Here is an 18,052-nt window from a genome sequence, read left to right as displayed (position 1 = left end):
CTGCCGCAGGCTGCGATCGAGCCCGAAGGGGTCGCGCTTTTTCAGAGCGAAGGTGCTGCGGCCCTTATCGCAGCCTGCGGCAGCGGCTACACAGTGATGCCTACACCAACGCCAGCCTTAGGGCTGGCGTTGTGCATTCTGGGGTGTGGGGTTACGCGTGGGGGGCTGGGGTTTCGGTGGCGTCTGCGTCTTCTTGCGCGACTTCGTGTTCTGCATCAACGTCTTGATCGTTCTCTACAGGAGTGCCTTCTGCTGCGGCTTTTTTGCGCGCGAGCTTTTCCTCTTTCTTCTGCTCTTTAGCCAGGTCTCGTTGACGTTTGGTGAAGTTATAGTTGGGTTTGGCCATGAGCGATCCTCTTGGGGTCGAAGGTGAGGTTTAGCGGCGCGTATTCTGCCCTGTATTAGTGCCTTGCCGTTAGCTGGGTTTTTGCCATCAGGCTGTTTGCGCGCAAAACACGACTCTACACCCAGATACCGATTAAACCCCGAAAAAGCCCAAAATGGCCTAAGGATGCTGGTCTTACGTTCGTTTGCCTGATAGAAGGTCATGACAAAAAACGTCAGGACGTGACGTGGGTCATTGGAACAACGACCGTTTTCGTGCATCCTGTATACAAATAATGGATTTTTTGTACCCTACCTTGGAGAAAAACCATGTTTGCCAAAGTTGTTGCGGTATCTCTTTTGACCTTGGCCAGCGGCCAATTGTTTGCAGCTGAGTGCAAGGTCACCGTTGATTCGACCGACCAAATGTCGTTCAACACCAAAGCTATCGAGATCGACAAGTCCTGCAAAACCTTCACTGTCGAGCTGACACACTCCGGTAGCTTGCCAAAAGCAGTCATGGGCCATAACTGGGTACTGAGTAAAGAAGCCGATATGCAGCCTATCTCTACTGATGGCCTGAGCGCGGGTATCGACAAAGACTATCTGAAGGATGGCGACACGCGCATCATCGCGCACACCAAGGTGATTGGCGCTGGTGAAACCGACTCCGTGACCTTTGATGTCTCCAAGCTCAAAGCGGACGAGAAGTACGGGTTCTTCTGCTCGTTCCCGGGCCATATCTCGATGATGAAAGGCACCGTCACGCTGAAATAAGCGCAGGTCCCTCAAACAGCCCTGACGTGCGTTGCGCCGTCGGGGCTGTTTGCATTCAGGCTCAGGCTTTTGAGTCGGTCATCTTGAAAATGCCTTGGGCGTTGCTGCTGTCGAAGTTCAGGTCGATGCGCCCGGTGTCCGGGTCGACCTTGCGCTGAATAAACTCGACAAACGAGCCCGGCACTTGATGCTCGCGGCACAGGCCTTGGGCATCGATCAGCTCGCGGGTGACGGTGCAGGCGCGGTAGGCCGTCTGCATGACCCGCCCCGAAGCTGACACCTCAATGCTGTCTTTCATTGGCCGCTGCAATTCGCGCTGCTGGGCGACGCAGGCGTTCAGGTCCTGCACGCGGTCGGTCAAATGGTTGAAGCTGTTGCCCTCGGTGGCGATCCAGGCCATTTCTGCGCTTTCGTTGAGCAAGCACTGGTAGTCGGCTGCATGGACCACGCCGTGTTGGCGGCCAAAGGCGCGATGCAAGGCGGGCAACAGCGTGCGGGCCTCGCTCAGGCTGCAATGGCGGGTCAGGCTCAGGCGGTTAAGCAGGCCCAAGTGTTCGGGCTGCAGCGGGTCGAGGCTTGAGCCGACCACGCGGCTGACAGCGCGCTGAAAGGCCTCGCTGAAGCGCCCGGGGTGCAATTCCGAGACAAAAAACTGCGCAATGTCTTCAGGCAGGTCCATCTGGCGATAGCCCCAGCCGGTCATGCTCAGTTTGGTCAGCGGGTAGGTGCGCACATCGGTAAAGCCCAGCGGCTCCAGCAAGCGCGCAAACGCCTGACGGCCGCGCGGCAATTGGCCGTTAATGGGCCAGTCCACCGTGCGAATGGCGCCGTGATCAAAGACCACCTTGCGTCCTTGCCGGGCTTGTTCTTCGACATACCGTCGGCCATCTGACACAGCGTTGACCAAGGTGTGGAACAAACACAGGTTCAGCGCTTGCGCGAGCCATACGCGGTGCAGCGACTGTTCGCTCCAGTTAAAGCGCTGCAAGGCAGGGGGCACCTCGACATGCTCGCGCAACCAGTGAGCGGTTGGCTGATCGAGTGCCGATTCAACCAAAGAGAACAAACCATCGAAAGAAGACATGGGGCAGGGCTCTGACGACCAAATAGAGGTCTATCAAAGCCCTTGAGCCCCGTGCGGACAAGCGAAAAAAAATGCGGGGTTCATTCCGTTTTTTCTGGCTGTGGTGCAGACAGGCCTGCGTGGCCTTTGGATGATGAAAGCTGCCCGTCAAAATCTTCATCTGGCCGTTATAACGTAACGAGTAAGATGTCGCGACCGGAGTATTCGAGTGCGTGGAAGGTGTATGGACAGACGTAGCGTGGTGAAATTTCTCTTGGTCGGGTTGGCATTGCCGACGCCACTCATAGCGTATGCCTCACAAGCAGTGCGGCGTGTGAGTGTCAGTCGCGTGCAAGGTTCGACCACGCTGCTGTTTGACCTCAGCGGGCCGGTCATCGCCAACAGCTTTACCCTCGAGTCGCCGCCCCGCGTGGTGATTGACCTCAAGCGCGCGGTGTTGGCAGCGCCCTTGGAAGGGCTGGTGCTGGACGGCACGCCCGTCACTGCCATCCGCAGCGGCAAAACCCCGGCGGGTGATCTGCGTATCGTGCTGGACCTGGCAGATGCCGGTGTACGCGCTGCGCTGCGGCCCCTGTCGGCCAACGGTCACCGTCTGGAGTTACAACTGACGGGCCAGCCGGCGAAAGCGCTTGCCTCATCGGTCGTCACGCCAACTGCGCCCGAACGCCCGGTCGCCAAGCGTAGTCGAGACCTGTTGGTGGTCATTGATGCTGGCCACGGTGGCAAAGACCCCGGCGCGGTAGGCTCCAAGGGTGAACAAGAAAAAATCGTCGCGCTGCAAATTGCCAAGCTGCTAGCCAAGCGTATCGACGCGCAAAAGGGCTACAAGGCCAAGCTGGTGCGTACCGATGACATCTTTATTCCGCTGCGCAAGCGCGCCGAAGTGGCCCAGAAACTCGATGCCGATCTGTTTATCTCCGTGCATGCCGATGCGGCGCCGAGGTTGACGGCATCGGGCGCGTCGGTCTTTGCGCTCTCGCAAAACGGGGCGACGTCTTCGATGGCGCGCTGGATGGCGGATCGGGAAAACGACGCCGATTCGGTGGGCGGCGGCTTGAACGTCAAGCTGCACAAGGACGACCCGATGGTGGCGGGCGTGCTGCTGGACATGTCGATGAACGCGACCATCTCCACCAGCCTGGACCTGGGGCATCAGGTGCTGTCACAACTGGGCGGCGTTGCGCGGCTGCATCAATCGAGGGTTGAGCAGGCCGGGTTTGCCGTACTCAAGTCGGCGGCGGTGCCGTCGATTCTGGTAGAGACCGGGTTCATTTCCAACGTCAATGATTGCCAGCGGCTGCATGACACCCGCCACCAGCGCAAAATCGCCGAGGCGATCTTTGCCGGGGTAGACCAGTACTTCCGTCAGCGCCCGCCCACAGCCTGACCGCGCAGGGCCGTAGTCGCTGCCAAGGTACGCAGGCTGCGATGTAAAGATCACAGCCTGCGCAGAAGGCCTCACGGCGCGAACGGCATCTCGCGCTTGTGGTGGGTCTTCTCATAGGTGCTGCAGATGATGTTGAACGCCTCTTCGCGCACCGGCTCGCCGTGCAGGAACGCGTCAATCTCGGCATACGTCACGCCATGGGAGACTTCGTCGGGTTTGCCCGGCGCGAGATCTTCGAGGTCGGCGGTGGGGACTTTCTCGACCAGAAACTCCGGCGCACCCAAATGCCGGGCAATGGCCCGCACCTGGTGCTTCACCAGCCCGCTGAGCGGGGCCAGGTCGCACGAGCCATCGCCAAACTTGGTGAAAAAGCCCATCACGGCTTCGGCGGCGTGGTCGGTGCCGATCACCAGCCCGCCGGTGGCACCGGCGATGGTGTATTGCGCCACCATGCGCATCCGCGCCTTGGTGTTGCCCAGCACAAAGTCCACGGTTTCTGGCTTCTTGCCTTCAAACGCGCTGACCTCAGCGGCCAGAGCTTTGACTGCCGGGCCGATGTTCACGGTCTGGCGCTCATCGGGCTTGATAAAGTCGACCGCCGCGGTGGCATCGGCTTCATCCTGTTGCACGCCGTAGGGCAGGCGCACGGCAATAAAGCGGTAAGCCTTGTCGCCGGTCTGCTCGCGCAGCTGCTGCACGGCCTTCTGAGCCAGCAAGCCTGCGGTCAGCGAGTCGACGCCGCCGCTGATGCCCAGCACCAGTGTCTTAAGCCTGGCGTTGTGCAGGCAGCACTGAATAAAGGTGATGCGCCGTGCAATCTCGGACTCAAGCGCGGCAGTGTCTTTAAACGGCGGTTGGACATTGAGATCTTCAGCAATCTGACGCTGTACGGCCTGCATGATTCACTCCTTGGAGGATTGTTCAGGAACATTGAAAACGTGGCGCAAGTAGGCGGCGAAGTTTGGATCAGAGCAATGGGTCTTGCCCGGCTCATCCGAAATCTTGGCGACGGGCGAGCCATTACAGGCAGTCATTTTAAGCACGATGCTCATCGGCTCAACACCCGGAATGTCGCAGGTCAGGTTAGTTCCGATACCGAAGCTGACATTGATACGGCCACGCAACGCCCGGAAAATCTCCAGTGCGCGGGGCAAAGTCAGGCTGTCGGAAAACACCAGGGTCTTGCTCATCGGGTCGATGCCCAGGTGATGGTAATGCGCGATGCATTTTTCGGCCCACACCACCGGGTCACCCGAGTCGTGGCGCAAACCGTCGAACAGCTTGGCGAAGTACAGATCAAAGTCGGCCAAAAAGGCGTCGGTGGTGATGCAGTCGGTCAGGGCGATGCCCAGCAGGCCCCGGTACTCACGCACCCAGCAATCGAGCGCGGCGCTTTGGCTGTCGATCAGGCGCGGGCCCAGTTGTTGGTGCGCCATGATCCATTCGTGGGCCATGGTGCCCAGCGGCTTCATGTCCAGCTCGCGGGACAGGTTGACGTTGCTGGTGCCGACAAATCGCCCGGGGAAGTCATGCTTGAGCACCGTGACGACTTCTTCCTGCACCCGGTAAGAAAACCGGCGACGCGTGCCGAAATCGGCGACTTGCAACTCAGACAGTTCGTCGGCAGTGGCGTTGGCTTGCAGCCAGTCAAACTTGCGATACAACTGCTCGCGGGCCTCTCGCAGCAGCGTGCCGGCATAGCGTGAGCGGTTGCGCACTTCACTGACAATCGCCAGCAGCGGCACTTCAAACAGAATCACATGCAGCCACGGGCCGCGCAGGCGGATAAACAGCTCGCCGTTTTCGATGCCGGTGTGCACGTAGCGCAGGTTGAAGCGGAACAGGCCCAGAAAGCGGATGAAGTCGGGCTTCATGAACGTGATACGTTCCAGGAACCCGAGTTGGTCCGGGGTCATGCTCAGCTCAGCGAGACGTTCGATCTGGTGGCGAATCTCGCTCAAGTACGGGCGCAGGTCCTCGCTGTTACGGCAGCGGAACTCCCATTCGACTTCAACGTTGGGGTAGTTGTGCAGCACCGCCTGCATCATGGTCAGTTTGTAGAAATCGGTGTCGAGCAAGTTCTGCACGATGCGGTCGGCAAACACACTCTCGCTCATAGCGGCAATCTCCATGCTGCCCGTGCCTGATAGCCACGGCGTTCAGCTTTTTCAATGAATGGCGATAGTGGCGCATATTCGCAGACCGTATTGCCAGCGGTTTTTTCTCTCATCTGTAGGAGCGAGCTTGTCTCGCGATCTTTTGATCGTTTAAAAGATCGCGAGGCAAGCTCGCTCCTACAGGTCATCCAGATGTTCCATCATCCAGTTCACAAACGCCTTGACCTTCGGCACGCCCGCCGAATGTTCGGGGTAGGCCAGGTAATACGCATCGCGGCTCGGCATCGGGTGCTGCCAGGCAATGACCAGCTTGCCTTCGCTCAGTTCCTCTTCCACCAGAAACCTCGGCAGCAGGGCCACGCCGCAGCCCACCTGCGCAGCGCGAATGCACATATAAAACGTGTCGAAACGTGGCCCGTGATAGCTGTGATCGGTGTGATAACCCTGGCTTTCAAACCATTCGTGCCAGGCCTGCGGGCGTGAGGCGTTTTGCAGCAGCACCAGGTCGGTGAGTTGCGTCGGGTCGTCGAAGGGGCGCTCGGGCAAGCTCGACGGTGCACACACGGCCACCAGTTCTTCACCGAACAACCTCACGGACTCGGTGCCGGGCCGCGATCCCTGACCAAAATAGAACGCCAGATCACTGCGCCCTTGCAGCAAGTCATCGGCAGGTTGTTCGTTGCACACGTCCAGATGAATATGCGGGTGCCGCAGCCGCCAGCCCTTGAGGCGCGGCATCAGCCAGCGGGCGCCAAAGGTCGACGGCGTCGACACGCGCAGCACCTCGGTTTCGCCGCCATATGAGCGCAGGGTGTGGGTCGACATCTCGACTTGGGTCAGGATTTTTCGGACTTCTACCAGGTACAAGTCGCCAGCGGGCGTCAGTTGCAGGCGGCGCCGCACTCGGCGGAACAACAAGTGCTGAAGCAGCTCTTCCAGCTGCGCGACCTGCTTGCTGACTGCACTTTGGGTCAGGTTCAGCTCTTCGGCGGCGCGGGTAAAGCTCAGGTGCCGGGTCACCGCCTCAAAACACTGCAACGCCGTGATCGATGGCAGATAACGCTTGTTCAGCATAAAGACCCCCCCAGTGCTGGTTGTTCGCCGACTTTACCCGTGCAGCATGAATTTTCGGAATGATATCTCGCTTAAAGGTCGTTTGTTACCGCCGGATGAGCCAGCTACAACTAAAGGCCTAAGAACCTGATTATTGAATCTAAGGAGTGCCCCATGGTTGCTGCATTACTGGATCGTCTTGGCGTGAACCCGGCGCTGTATCAACGCGGCAAGCAGCCGGTTTACACGCCGATTGATGGCAGCCAGATTGGCACCGTGCAGTGGGAAGGGGCGGCCGAGGTTGAGCAGCACGTGACCCGCGCTGAACATGCATTTGAGGCCTGGCGCAAGGTCCCGGCGCCACGCCGGGGTGAGCTGGTGCGCCAGTTCGGCGACCTGTTGCGTGAATACAAGGCGGACCTTGGCGAACTGGTGTCGTGGGAAGCGGGCAAGATCACCCAAGAAGGCCTGGGCGAAGTGCAGGAGATGATCGACATCTGCGACTTCGCCGTCGGCCTGTCGCGTCAACTCTACGGTTTGACCATCGCCTCGGAACGTCCGGGCCACCACATGCGCGAAACTTGGCACCCGCTGGGCGTGGTCGGGGTGATCAGTGCCTTTAACTTCCCGGTCGCCGTGTGGGCGTGGAACACCACGCTGGCGCTGGTGTGCGGTAACGCGGTGATCTGGAAGCCGTCCGAGAAAACCCCGCTGACCGCGCTGGCCTGCCAGGCGCTATTCGACCGCGTGCTCAGCAACTTCAGCGACGCGCCCCAGTACCTGAGCCAAGTGGTGATCGGTGGTCGCGACGCCGGTGAAGCCCTGGTCGATGACCCGCGTGTGGCGCTGATCAGCGCCACCGGCAGCACCCGCATGGGCCGCGAAGTGGCGCCTAAAATCGCCGCGCGTTTTGCCCGCAGCATTCTCGAACTGGGCGGCAACAACGCGATGATCCTCGGCCCCAGCGCCGACCTGGACATGGCCGTGCGCGCCATCCTGTTCAGCGCCGTCGGCACCGCCGGGCAGCGTTGCACCAGCCTGCGCCGGTTGATCGCACACGAATCGGTCAAAGCAGAAATCCTCACCCGGCTCAAAGCGGCGTATTCCAAAGTGCGCATAGGCCACCCGCTGGAGGGCAACCTGGTCGGCCCGCTGATCGACCAACACAGCTTTGAAAACATGCAAAACGCCCTGGAACAAGCCCTGAGCGAAGGCGGGCGGGTGTTTGGTGGCGAGCGCCAGTTGGCCAGCCAATACCCGGATGCGTACTACGTGGCCCCGGCCATTGTTGAGATGCCGGAACAAAGCGAAGTGGTGTGCAGCGAAACCTTTGCACCGATCCTGTACGTGATCGGTTACAGCGACTTTGCCGAGGCCTTGCGCCTGAACAACGCCGTGCCGCAAGGCTTGTCATCGTGCGTGTTCACCACCGACGTGCGCGAGGCCGAGCAATTCATGTCGGCCACCGGCAGCGACTGCGGCATCGCCAACGTCAACATTGGCCCGAGCGGTGCAGAGATCGGCGGTGCCTTTGGTGGCGAAAAAGAAACCGGCGGCGGCCGTGAATCCGGCTCCGACGCCTGGCGCGGCTACATGCGCCGCCAGACCAACACCGTGAACTACTCGCTGGAACTGCCGTTGGCGCAGGGTATTACGTTCGATTGAAGCTTGCCCTCACCCCAACCCTCTCCCGGAGGGAGAGGGGGCTAATTGTCGGTGTTTCTCAAACCGCGTGCGGTCAGTCCCCTCTCCCTCCGGGAGAGGGCTAGGGTGAGGGTTTTGGTCCTGGTTAGGTTTCATTGCTGGAGCTTGGCATGCCACTACAAGAACAATGCTTATGGGAAACCCTGACGCCTCAACGTCCGCAAGCACCCGCGTTTAAGGGCGAATTGAGTGTTGATGTGTGCGTCATTGGCGCCGGGATCACCGGTTTGTCCGCCGCCATCCATTTGCTCGAACAAGGCAAAAGCGTGTGCGTGCTTGAGGCCCACCGCACCGGGCACGGCGGGTCCGGGCGCAACGTCGGGCTGGTCAACGCCGGGATGTGGATCCCGCCGGACGACATCGAAGCCGGTTTTGGTGAGGTCGTCGGCAGCCAGCTCAATCGCATGCTCGGCGCCGCACCGTCGCTGGTGTTCAGCCTTGTCGACAAATATCGCATCGACTGCCAGTTACGCCGCGAAGGCACGCTGCACATGGCCCACAACGCCCGTGGCGAAGCCGACTTGCGCAGCCGCGAGCAACAATGGAAACGCCGTGGCGCGCCGGTCGAGCTGCTCACCGGCTCTGCCTGTGCAGCCGCCACCGGCACTAAAAAAATTGCCGCCGCCTTGCTCGACCGGCGCGCCGGTACGCTCAACCCCATGGCGTACACCTCGGGGCTGGCGAAAGCCGCCAGTGATCTGGGCGGGCGGCTGTTTGATCATTCGCCGGTCACCGGGCTGGAACGCCAGGGTGTGCGCTGGTCGGTGCAAACGGCGCACGGAGCGGTCAGCGCTGAACAAGTGGTGCTGGCCTCCAACGCGTACACCGAAGGCGAATGGACTGACCTGCGGCGTAACTTTTTCCCCGGTTACTACTACCAGGTGGCCTCAAAACCTCTGACCGATGACAGCGCCAAAAGCATCTTGCCCGGCGGCCAAGGGTCGTGGGACACGCGCCAGGTGCTCAGCAGCATTCGCCGCGACGCCGAAGGCCGCTTATTGCTCGGCAGCCTGGGCAACGGCAATCAAAAGCCCACCTGGTTCTTGAAGGCCTGGGCTGACCGTGTGCAACAGCATTACTTCCCGTTGTTGAAAGGCGTGGAGTGGGAGTGCACCTGGACCGGCTGCATTGCCTTCACCCCCGATCACTTGATGCGTTTATTCGAGCCCGCGCCCGGTTTAGTGGCGGTCACAGGCTATAACGGTCGCGGCGTAACCACCGGCACCGTGGTGGGTAAAGCGTTCGCCGACTACCTGTGTCACGGCGATGCCAGCGCGCTGCCGATTCCTTTTTCGGCCATGCAATCGGTGCCGCATGCGGGCTTGCGCAGCTGTTTGTATGAGGCGGGATTCTCGCTTTATCACGCTGGCCAATGCCTGAGAATTGTTATCTAAGGGTGATATTTAATCGCCGGCACGACGTTTGCGCGAACAGCGACTAGCCTCAGGTGGTGCGCCCTGTAGCAGTGATGCACCGCGAGTGTGCAGATCGGTGACGCGATGGGTTACAAGGAGAATGCCAAGGGTAGCGCAACCCGGTTGCAACTCAGGTTAGGCCTGGTGGCGCTTTAAACACATAAACGGTTTTACCTTCCTCGGTTTAGACGGTTGCACGCCCAATGAAAAAGGGCCCGAAACAGTCGACATAACAATAAAACAACGGCTTTTCCCAGAATAAAAAACCAATGGCACGCGCCTTGCTCAGCGCTTTACGTGAAGTCGCAGTGCCAACTAAAAAAACTCAGGAGCACCACCTCATGTCGCAGACGTTCTACAAGAAAGGTTTTCTGGCTCTCGCGGTAGCGGCCGCGTTGGGCGTTTCTTCGTTTGTTCAGGCCGATGTGAAAATCGGTGTAGCGGGGCCGATGACCGGCGCCAACGCGGCATTTGGCGAGCAATACATGACCGGGGCGAAGGCGGCGGCTGAGGTTATAAACGCCAAGGGTGGGATCAACGGCGAGAAAATCGTCCTGGTGGCCGGTGATGATGCCTGCGAGCCTAAACAGGCCGTGGCGGTGGCCAACCGGTTGGTCGATCAGGACAAGGTCGCCGGGGTGATCGGCCATTTCTGCTCCTCCAATACCATTCCGGCGTCTGAGGTGTACGCCGACGCGGGCGTGATCATGATCACGCCGGGTTCCACCAACCCGCAGGTGACTGAGCGTGGCCTGGACGCGGTGTTCCGCATGTGCGGGCGTGATGACCAGCAAGGCATTGTGGCCGGGGATTACATTGTTGACGTGCTCAAGGGCAAGAAAGTCGCGGTCATCAACGACAAGGACACCTACGGTAAAGGCCTGGCTGACGCCACCAGCGCGCAGTTGACCAAGCGCGGCGTCAAGCCGGTGCTTGAAGAGGGCCTGACCCGTGGCGAGAAAGACTTCAGCGCCCTGGTCACCAAAATCCGCGCGTCCGGCGCCGACGTCGTGTATTTCGGCGGTCTGCACCCGGAAGCCGGCCCGCTGGTGCGTCAACTGCGTGAAGCGGGCCTCAAGGACGTGAAGTTCATGTCTGACGATGGCGTGGTCACCGACGAACTGGTCTCCACCGCAGGCGGCAAACAGTACGTTGACGGCGTGTACATGACCTTCGGCGCCGACCCGCGCCTGCTGCCGGACAGCAAGGCCGTGGTCGAAGAGTTCCGTAAAGCCGGCAAAGAGCCAGAAGGCTACACCCTGTACGCCTACGCCTCCCTCCAGGCCCTGGCGGATGCCTTCAATGGCGCCAAGTCCAACAAAGGTGAAGACGCCGCCAAGTGGCTCAAGGCCAACCCTGTTGCGACTGTAATGGGCAAGAAAGAGTGGGACGCCAAAGGCGACCTCAAAGTCTCTGACTACGTGGTCTACCAGTGGGACAAAGACGGCAAATACCACCAGCTGGAACAGCAGAAGTGAGATGAGCTGCTCGCTTGAACGGCGCTTTGCGTCCGTTCAGGCGGGAATGAGTCTGCACAACCTGCCTTTTTTCCAGGAGCTGCGTAAACCGCACCACCCAGGTTAATACCTGTCAGTTAAGCGAACGCTGTTTTAAATGCAGCAAAAAACCTGTGGGAGCCTGGCTTGCCAGCGATGCAGGCGATGCGGTCTTTGTGTTGAACCGCGCCGATACCATCGCGGGCAAGCCCGCTCCCACAGGTGATACGCGTTAACGGGCCGGCATCAACCATCCAGGCCGCTTTTTGGCGGTGTGGCGGGCGCGAGTTTGCGCAATCGCTCAACTGCGTGAGATTGCGTTATGGACGGTATTTTCCTGCAGCAACTGCTGAACGGCCTGACCCTCGGGTCTGTCTACGGCCTGATCGCCATCGGCTACACAATGGTCTACGGCATCATCGGCATGATCAACTTCGCCCACGGCGAGGTGTACATGATTTCCGCTTACCTCGCGGCAATCAGTCTGGCTCTGCTGGCGTACTTCGGTATCGAATCCTTCCCATTACTGATGTTGGGCACCCTGATCTTCACCGTGGTGGTCACCGGCGTGTATGGCTGGGTGATCGAACGCGTGGCCTACAAACCGCTGCGCAACTCGACCCGGCTGGCGCCGCTGATCAGCGCCATCGGCATTTCGCTGATTCTGCAAAACTACGTGCAAATCGCCCAAGGCTCGCGCCAACAAGGCGTACCGACGCTGCTGAGCGGTGCCTGGCGCGTCGATATCGGCACCGGCTTTGTGCAACTCACCTACACCAAGGTCTTCATCCTGATCGCCGCGTTTGTCGGCATGGGTTTGCTGACCTATATCATCAAGTACACCAAGCTGGGCCGCATGTGCCGGGCCACGCAACAAGACCGCAAAATGGCCTCGATTCTGGGGATCAACACCGACCGGGTCATTTCCTACGTGTTCGTCATCGGCGCCGCCATGGCTGCGCTGGCCGGTGTGCTGATCACCATGAACTACGGCACGTTCGACTTTTATGCAGGCTTCATCATTGGCATCAAAGCGTTTACCGCTGCGGTACTCGGCGGGATCGGATCACTGCCCGGCGCCATGCTCGGGGGGATCATCCTGGGGGTATCCGAGTCACTGTTTGCCGGGTTGATTAACTCGGACTACAAGGACGTGTTCAGCTTCTCACTGCTGGTGGTGATTCTGATTTTCCGTCCCCAAGGCCTGCTGGGTCGTCCTCTCGTGGCGAAGGTGTAAGTATGTCTGCAGCCATTAATAAACCGATTGATATCAAAAAGAGCGTCGTCGATTCGATCCTTGCCGGGTTGATCTCACTGATTGTGTTCGGGCCGATCGTGGGGGTCGTGCTCGATGGCTACAGCTTTAACCTGCAACCGGCGCGCGTCGGCTGGCTGGTGGCAATTGTGATGGTCGGGCGCTTTGCCCTGAGCCTGTTCCTGCAAACCTCCCGCGGCCTGAAGATTCTTCACGGGTTTGAATCCACCGGTTCAGGTGTGCACGTGTTGCCACCCGATTACAAATCGCGGCTGCGCTGGATCATCCCGCTGCTCATCGTGATTGCCATCGTGTTCCCGTTCTTCGCCAATAAATACGTGCTGACCGTGGTGATTCTGGGGCTGATCTACGTGTTGCTGGGCCTTGGGCTGAACATCGTGGTGGGCCTGGCGGGGTTGCTCGACCTCGGTTACGTGGCGTTCTACGCCATTGGTGCCTACGGCCTGGCGCTGGGGTATCAGTACCTGGGGCTGGGTTTTTGGTCGGTGCTGCCGCTGGCGGCGATTGCGGCGGCGCTGGCGGGGTGCATTCTCGGGTTTCCGGTGCTGCGCATGCACGGCGACTACCTGGCCATCGTGACCCTGGGCTTTGGTGAAATCATCCGCCTGGTGCTCAACAACTGGCTGTCGTTTACCGGCGGGCCTAATGGCATGCCGGTGCCATCGCCAACCTTTATGGGCCTGGAGTTTGGTCGGGTGGCCAAAGAGGGCGGGGTGCCGTTTCACCAGTTCTTCGGGCTGGACTACAACCCCAACGTCAAATTCCTGTTTATCTACATCGTGCTGTTTTTGGTGGTGCTGCTGGTGCTTTACATCAAGCACCGCTTGACCCGCATGCCGATTGGCCGGGCGTGGGAAGCACTGCGCGAAGACGAAATCGCCTGCCGCGCCATGGGCCTGAACCACGTGCTGGTCAAGCTCTCGGCGTTCACCCTCGGGGCATCGACCGCAGGCTTGGCCGGGGTGTTTTTCGCCAGTTACCAAGGCTTCGTCAACCCGTCTTCGTTCACCTTCTTTGAGTCGGCGCTGATTCTCGCGATTGTGGTGCTCGGCGGCATGGGCTCAACGGTGGGCGTGGTGATTGCCGCGTTCGTCCTGACCGTGGCCCCGGAACTGTTGCGCAGCTTTGCCGAATACCGCGTGTTGCTGTTCGGCGTGTTGATGGTGCTGATGATGATCTGGCGCCCGCGTGGCCTGATCCGTATCAGCCGTGTCGGGGTAACACCGCGTAAAGGAGTGGCGCCATGAGCAAGCCTTTGATGGACAAAGACGTGGTGCTCTCGGTCGACAAACTGATGATGCACTTTGGTGGGATCAAAGCCCTGAGTGACGTCAGCCTCAAGGTCAAACGTAACTCGATCTTTGCCTTGATCGGCCCGAACGGCGCGGGCAAAACCACGGTGTTCAACTGCCTGACCGGGTTTTACAAAGCCACCGGCGGCAAGATCGAAATCACCGCCCGTGGCGCCCATACCAACGTGATCAAACTGTTGGGCGAGCCGTTCAAGCTCGGCGACTTTGTTTCACCGAAAACCTTTGCCAGCCGCCTGTTCTACAAAATGTTCGGCGGCACCCATTTGGTTAACCGCGCAGGGCTGGCCCGTACCTTCCAGAACATTCGCCTGTTCAAGGAAATGTCCGTGCTGGAAAACCTGCTGGTGGCGCAGCACATGTGGGTCAACCGCAACCTGCTGGCGGGCATCCTCAACACCAAGGGTTATCGCAAATCCGAAAGCGATGCCCTCGACCATGCGTTCTACTGGCTGGAAGTGGTTGATCTGGTCGACTGCGCCAACCGGCTGGCCGGTGAATTGTCGTACGGTCAGCAGCGGCGCCTGGAAATCGCCCGGGCCATGTGCACGCGGCCGCAAATCATTTGCCTCGATGAGCCCGCTGCCGGGCTCAACCCCCAGGAAACCGAAGCCTTGAGCGCGATGATTCGCCTATTGCGCGATGAACACGACCTGACGGTGGTGCTGATTGAACACGACATGGGCATGGTCATGAGCATTTCCGATCACATCGTGGTGCTCGACCACGGCAACGTGATCGCCGAGGGCGGGCCGGAAGCGATCCGCAACGACCCCAAAGTGATTGCCGCCTATCTGGGTGCTGACGAAGAGGAGCTGATATGACGAGCACGATCCTCGAACTCAAGGAACTGGATGTGCATTACGGGCCGATTCAGGCCCTGAAAAAAGTCTCGCTGCACATTGAAGAGGGCGAAACCGTGAGCCTGATCGGCTCCAACGGCGCGGGCAAGTCGACGCTGCTGATGTCGATCTTTGGTCAACCCCGCGCCAGTGGCGGGCAGATTCTGTACCGGGGCGTGGACATCACCCAGAAGTCCTCGCACTACATCGCCTCCAACGGCATTGCCCAATCACCGGAAGGGCGGCGCGTGTTTCCGGACATGACCGTGGAAGAAAACCTGTTGATGGGCACCATCCCCATTGGCGACAAGCACGCCAGCGAAGACATGCAGCGCATGTTCGAGCTGTTTCCACGGCTCAAGGAGCGGCGCACCCAGCGGGCCATGACCATGTCGGGTGGCGAGCAGCAAATGCTCGCCATCGCCCGGGCGTTGATGAGCCGACCCAAGCTGCTGTTGCTGGATGAACCCAGCCTGGGGCTGGCGCCGATTGTGGTGAAACAGATCTTTGCCACCCTGCGTGAACTGGCCAAGACCGGCATGACCATCTTTCTGGTGGAGCAAAACGCCAACCACGCCCTGCGTTTGTCCGACCGCGCCTACGTGATGGTCAACGGCGAAATCCGCCTGACCGGCACCGGCAAGGACCTGCTGAGCAACGAAGAAGTGCGCAACGCTTATCTGGGCGGGCATTAAGCAACCCTACCTCACTGTAGGAGCGAGCTTGTCTCGCGATCTTTTGATCTTTTAAAAGATCGCGAGGCAAGCTCGCTCCTACAGGGTTGCCGCAAATTGTGGAAAACAATATTGCAACCCTACTAAAGCGCGACATATAGACGCGATAAATCCCTGTTTTGTCATCATTTTGACTTGTCCCCGTTTGCTGTGGAGGCGGCTGTGGGTAACGTGGGAGTAGTTGGCTGAAGCCCACGTTATACAAGGCTTTCAGCGCTGTGGTTGTTTTTTGATCAGCGCTTTTTGCTGGATGTGCTGCGTGATTTGTCAACAGGTTTATTGGCATATGCGGGGTTTTAAAATGCAGTCACCAACCTGTGGATAAGTCTGTGATTAAACTCTGGAAAGAACGCGGCAGACGGCGTAATGACTGGCTTGTGGCTATCGTTGTGCTGTAACGGTTCTGCACTCTTTTGGGGCGTTTGCATGCCGGGTGTGCGCAGGTCAAGTTAAAAACACTTCAAGCTGCGCTACAGGCCTTGTGCACAAAGGCTTTTGCGCCATTCGAGTTGCCCCCAAAGACTGTGGGCGGGCCTGTGGATAAGATGAGTGTAAACAGCTCCAGCCCATACAGACCGTGGCCTGCAAAGGTTTGGTTGTTTTTTGTACAAATTCTTGGCCTTGCTGCTGACTCTTGAGCCGGGCATTCTGCTGTGGATCTTATTTCAACGGCGGCCCAAGCCCGCCAGCCAAGGAGAACACGATGACTTCCACGTTGTTTATTACCGGCGCTACCTCCGGATTTGGTGAGGCGTGTGCGCGCAAATTTGCCCAAGCCGGCTGGAAGCTGGTCCTGACTGGCCGCCGCGAAGAGCGCCTGAACGCGCTGTGCGAAGAACTGTCTCAGCACACCGAAGTGCATGGCCTGGTGGTGGACGTGCGTGATCGTGCCGCCATGGAGCACGCCATTGCCAACCTGCCGCCTTCGTTCAGCAAGCTGCGTGGACTTATCAACAACGCTGGTCTGGCCCTGGGCACAGACCCGGCGCCCAAGTGCGACCTCGACGATTGGGAAACCATGGTCGACACCAACATCAAGGGCCTGATCTACACCACCCGCCTGCTGCTGCCGCGCCTGATCGCCTACGGCCGGGGTGCCGGTATCGTCAACCTGGGCTCGGTGGCGGGCAGCTACCCGTACCCGGGCAGCCACGTGTACGGCGGCACCAAAGCGTTCGTGAAACAGTTCTCGCTGAACCTGCGCTGCGATTTGCAGGGCACCGGCGTTCGCGTCAGCAACGTTGAACCAGGCTTGTGTGAAAGTGAGTTCTCGCTGGTGCGTTTTGCCGGTGACCAGGCGCGTTACGACGCCACCTACCAAGGGGCTGAGCCGATCCAGCCGCAAGACATTGCCGAGACGATTTTCTGGGTACTCAACACCCCGGCGCACATCAATATCAACCGTCTGGAACTGATGCCGGTCACCCAGTCGTGGAGCGGTTTTGCCATCGAACGCCGCGCCAAGGAGTAAACTGGCGCCTGCCAGCCTACCCGCGACCTCTCAAAGAGGTCGCATTCAACCGGGCTGAAAGGAGTTTGTGTGAGTAACCGTGGTGAGCAGCAACTGCTCAAACAATCAACCGTTCTAATGTTCGCGGTGGCCATTGCCGGCATCGTGACCGGCTTCGTTTCGGGGTCGCAATCCATCTTGTTCGATGGCTTTTTCTCGCTGATCGCGACCTTCATCAAAGTGCTGATGCTGATAACCGCGCAGCTGATCGCCAAAGAAAGTAACCAGCGTTTCCAGTTCGGCTTCTGGCACCTTGAACCCATGGTGCTGCTGATCGAAGGCAGCTTTTTGCTGTTGATCGCGATCTACGCCTTTCTCAATGGCGTGTTCGGCATCATCAATGGCGGGCGTGATATCGAGCTGGGGCTTGTAATCGTCTATGCGGCGGTATTTACCGTCGTCGAATTCGGCTACTACTTCTGGATTCGCCATAAAAACCGCACCCTCAAATCAACCTTGATCCAGTTCGATAACATCAGTTGGCTGGTCGACGCCATGTTGTCGGCGGGGCTGTTGATAAGTTTCGTCACCGCTTTGGTGCTCAAGCAGCAAGGTTATGCACAGTGGGCGGCGTACGTGGACCCGGCGATCTTGATCTTGCTGGCGCTCAGCATGCTCGCACCGGCGTTCAAAATCCTCCGGCCTGCCTTGCGCGACGTACTGGGCATCGCCCCGGACGCGCTGGATGACAACGTGCGTGATGTGCTCGAAGCCGTCTCGGCGCGGCATGGTTTTGAAGGCTACAAAACCTATGTGCAAAAGCACGGGCGGGCGCGTTTTATCGAGATCCACATTGTGTTGCCGGCGGGTTATCCACTGGCCGGTGTGCAGACCCTGGATGCGCTGCGTGAAGAAATCTCGGGCATGCTGGGCACGGCTGACAGTGCACGCTGGCTGACCATCAGCTTTACCGGGGATCGCAAGTGGATTGCGTAACCTGGGTTTGATGATCTTTTAATGTGGGAGCGGGCTTGCTCGCGATGAAATCAGCGTGGTCTGTCTGACAAACCGCGTCGTTCGCAT

Annotated in this window: 16 protein-coding genes; 11 read left to right on the top strand and 5 right to left on the bottom strand. The window is 59.3% G+C overall.

Annotation, left to right across the window (positions count from 1 at the left end; all coding sequences use genetic code 11):
- Positions 1–151: 151 nt before the first annotated feature.
- Positions 152–346, bottom strand: a complete 195-nt coding sequence (locus tag QMX84_RS22705) for a hypothetical protein (protein WP_282364833.1) — start codon at positions 344–346, stop codon at positions 152–154.
- 308 nt (positions 347–654) lie between these two features.
- Here QMX84_RS22705 and azu point away from each other — a divergent pair, with 308 nt between their 5' ends.
- Entirely contained in the window at positions 655–1,101 is a 447-nt protein-coding gene (gene azu, locus QMX84_RS22700) for an azurin (RefSeq protein WP_048385289.1), read from the top strand.
- 61 nt (positions 1,102–1,162) lie between these two features.
- On the opposite strand, the gene QMX84_RS22695 is transcribed toward azu, so the two are convergent.
- Entirely contained in the window at positions 1,163–2,185 is a 1,023-nt protein-coding gene (locus tag QMX84_RS22695; protein WP_282364832.1) for a DUF1338 domain-containing protein, read from the bottom strand.
- Between the two features lie 223 nt (positions 2,186–2,408).
- On the opposite strand from QMX84_RS22695, the gene QMX84_RS22690 reads away from it, so the two are divergent.
- Positions 2,409–3,572, top strand: coding sequence for an N-acetylmuramoyl-L-alanine amidase (locus QMX84_RS22690; RefSeq protein ID WP_282364831.1), 1,164 nt, complete (start codon positions 2,409–2,411; stop codon positions 3,570–3,572).
- A 71-nt stretch (positions 3,573–3,643) separates the two neighbouring features.
- Here QMX84_RS22690 and nadE read toward each other — a convergent pair whose 3' ends face one another.
- The 3 genes from nadE to QMX84_RS22675 all read right to left on the bottom strand — a co-directional run bounded on the left by nadE (position 3,644) and on the right by QMX84_RS22675 (position 6,763).
- Positions 3,644–4,471 carry an ammonia-dependent NAD(+) synthetase gene (nadE, locus tag QMX84_RS22685; protein ID WP_262124782.1) on the bottom strand — a complete coding sequence of 276 codons (828 nt, stop codon included), beginning with the start codon at positions 4,469–4,471 and terminating at the stop codon, positions 3,644–3,646.
- Positions 4,472–4,474: 3 nt separating this feature from the next.
- Entirely contained in the window at positions 4,475–5,689 is a 1,215-nt protein-coding gene (pncB, locus tag QMX84_RS22680; RefSeq protein WP_282364834.1) for a nicotinate phosphoribosyltransferase, read from the bottom strand.
- 177 nt (positions 5,690–5,866) lie between these two features.
- Positions 5,867–6,763, bottom strand: coding sequence for a LysR family transcriptional regulator (locus QMX84_RS22675; protein ID WP_123751172.1), 897 nt, complete (start codon positions 6,761–6,763; stop codon positions 5,867–5,869).
- A gap of 153 nt (positions 6,764–6,916) precedes the next feature.
- Between QMX84_RS22675 and QMX84_RS22670 the strand changes: the two genes are divergently transcribed.
- From QMX84_RS22670 to QMX84_RS22630, 9 genes are all read left to right on the top strand, one after another.
- A complete protein-coding gene (locus QMX84_RS22670; protein WP_282364830.1) occupies positions 6,917–8,407 on the top strand; it encodes an aldehyde dehydrogenase family protein in 1,491 nt (496 codons plus the stop codon).
- A 149-nt stretch (positions 8,408–8,556) separates the two neighbouring features.
- Positions 8,557–9,840, top strand: coding sequence for an FAD-binding oxidoreductase (locus QMX84_RS22665; protein ID WP_282364829.1), 1,284 nt, complete (start codon positions 8,557–8,559; stop codon positions 9,838–9,840).
- 362 nt (positions 9,841–10,202) lie between these two features.
- The gene (locus tag QMX84_RS22660) at positions 10,203–11,339 is read left to right on the top strand and encodes a branched-chain amino acid ABC transporter substrate-binding protein (RefSeq protein ID WP_048366570.1); all 1,137 of its coding nucleotides are present in this window, start codon (positions 10,203–10,205) and stop codon (positions 11,337–11,339) included.
- Positions 11,340–11,679: 340 nt separating this feature from the next.
- Positions 11,680–12,594 carry a branched-chain amino acid ABC transporter permease gene (locus QMX84_RS22655; protein WP_048366569.1) on the top strand — a complete coding sequence of 305 codons (915 nt, stop codon included), beginning with the start codon at positions 11,680–11,682 and terminating at the stop codon, positions 12,592–12,594.
- A 2-nt stretch (positions 12,595–12,596) separates the two neighbouring features.
- Positions 12,597–13,880, top strand: coding sequence for a high-affinity branched-chain amino acid ABC transporter permease LivM (gene livM / locus QMX84_RS22650; protein WP_262124780.1), 1,284 nt, complete (start codon positions 12,597–12,599; stop codon positions 13,878–13,880).
- An 11-nt stretch (positions 13,881–13,891) separates the two neighbouring features.
- Positions 13,892–14,767: an ATP-binding cassette domain-containing protein gene (locus tag QMX84_RS22645; RefSeq protein ID WP_262124814.1), complete on the top strand. Its 876-nt coding sequence runs from the start codon at positions 13,892–13,894 to the stop codon at positions 14,765–14,767.
- Positions 14,764–15,480 carry an ABC transporter ATP-binding protein gene (locus QMX84_RS22640; protein WP_048366567.1) on the top strand — a complete coding sequence of 239 codons (717 nt, stop codon included), beginning with the start codon at positions 14,764–14,766 and terminating at the stop codon, positions 15,478–15,480. The genes QMX84_RS22645 and QMX84_RS22640 overlap by 4 nt, the downstream gene beginning before the upstream one ends.
- 742 nt (positions 15,481–16,222) lie before the next feature.
- The gene (locus tag QMX84_RS22635) at positions 16,223–16,990 is read left to right on the top strand and encodes an SDR family oxidoreductase (RefSeq protein ID WP_153331846.1); all 768 of its coding nucleotides are present in this window, start codon (positions 16,223–16,225) and stop codon (positions 16,988–16,990) included.
- Positions 16,991–17,059: 69 nt separating this feature from the next.
- Positions 17,060–17,965 (top strand): cation transporter, encoded by a 906-nt coding sequence (locus QMX84_RS22630; RefSeq protein WP_262124779.1) that lies wholly within the window; start codon positions 17,060–17,062, stop codon positions 17,963–17,965.
- The last annotated feature ends 87 nt before the right edge of the window (positions 17,966–18,052 follow it).

Source organism: Pseudomonas sp. PS01297, from assembly GCF_029959305.1.
GTDB lineage: Bacteria > Pseudomonadota > Gammaproteobacteria > Pseudomonadales > Pseudomonadaceae > Aquipseudomonas > Aquipseudomonas helleri.
Note: the sequence above shows the minus strand (reverse complement) of the source record. Positions and strands in the feature narration are given on the sequence as shown.

Coding starts and splice junctions, on each gene's coding strand:
- QMX84_RS22705 (WP_282364833.1), bottom strand. CDS start 346: ATGGCCAAACCCAACTATAACTTCACCAAACGTCAACGAGACCTGGCT.
- azu (WP_048385289.1), top strand. CDS start 655: ATGTTTGCCAAAGTTGTTGCGGTATCTCTTTTGACCTTGGCCAGCGGC.
- QMX84_RS22695 (WP_282364832.1), bottom strand. CDS start 2,185: ATGTCTTCTTTCGATGGTTTGTTCTCTTTGGTTGAATCGGCACTCGAT.
- QMX84_RS22690 (WP_282364831.1), top strand. CDS start 2,409: ATGGACAGACGTAGCGTGGTGAAATTTCTCTTGGTCGGGTTGGCATTG.
- nadE (WP_262124782.1), bottom strand. CDS start 4,471: ATGCAGGCCGTACAGCGTCAGATTGCTGAAGATCTCAATGTCCAACCG.
- pncB (WP_282364834.1), bottom strand. CDS start 5,689: ATGAGCGAGAGTGTGTTTGCCGACCGCATCGTGCAGAACTTGCTCGAC.
- QMX84_RS22675 (WP_123751172.1), bottom strand. CDS start 6,763: ATGCTGAACAAGCGTTATCTGCCATCGATCACGGCGTTGCAGTGTTTT.
- QMX84_RS22670 (WP_282364830.1), top strand. CDS start 6,917: ATGGTTGCTGCATTACTGGATCGTCTTGGCGTGAACCCGGCGCTGTAT.
- QMX84_RS22665 (WP_282364829.1), top strand. CDS start 8,557: ATGCCACTACAAGAACAATGCTTATGGGAAACCCTGACGCCTCAACGT.
- QMX84_RS22660 (WP_048366570.1), top strand. CDS start 10,203: ATGTCGCAGACGTTCTACAAGAAAGGTTTTCTGGCTCTCGCGGTAGCG.
- QMX84_RS22655 (WP_048366569.1), top strand. CDS start 11,680: ATGGACGGTATTTTCCTGCAGCAACTGCTGAACGGCCTGACCCTCGGG.
- livM (WP_262124780.1), top strand. CDS start 12,597: ATGTCTGCAGCCATTAATAAACCGATTGATATCAAAAAGAGCGTCGTC.
- QMX84_RS22645 (WP_262124814.1), top strand. CDS start 13,892: ATGGACAAAGACGTGGTGCTCTCGGTCGACAAACTGATGATGCACTTT.
- QMX84_RS22640 (WP_048366567.1), top strand. CDS start 14,764: ATGACGAGCACGATCCTCGAACTCAAGGAACTGGATGTGCATTACGGG.
- QMX84_RS22635 (WP_153331846.1), top strand. CDS start 16,223: ATGACTTCCACGTTGTTTATTACCGGCGCTACCTCCGGATTTGGTGAG.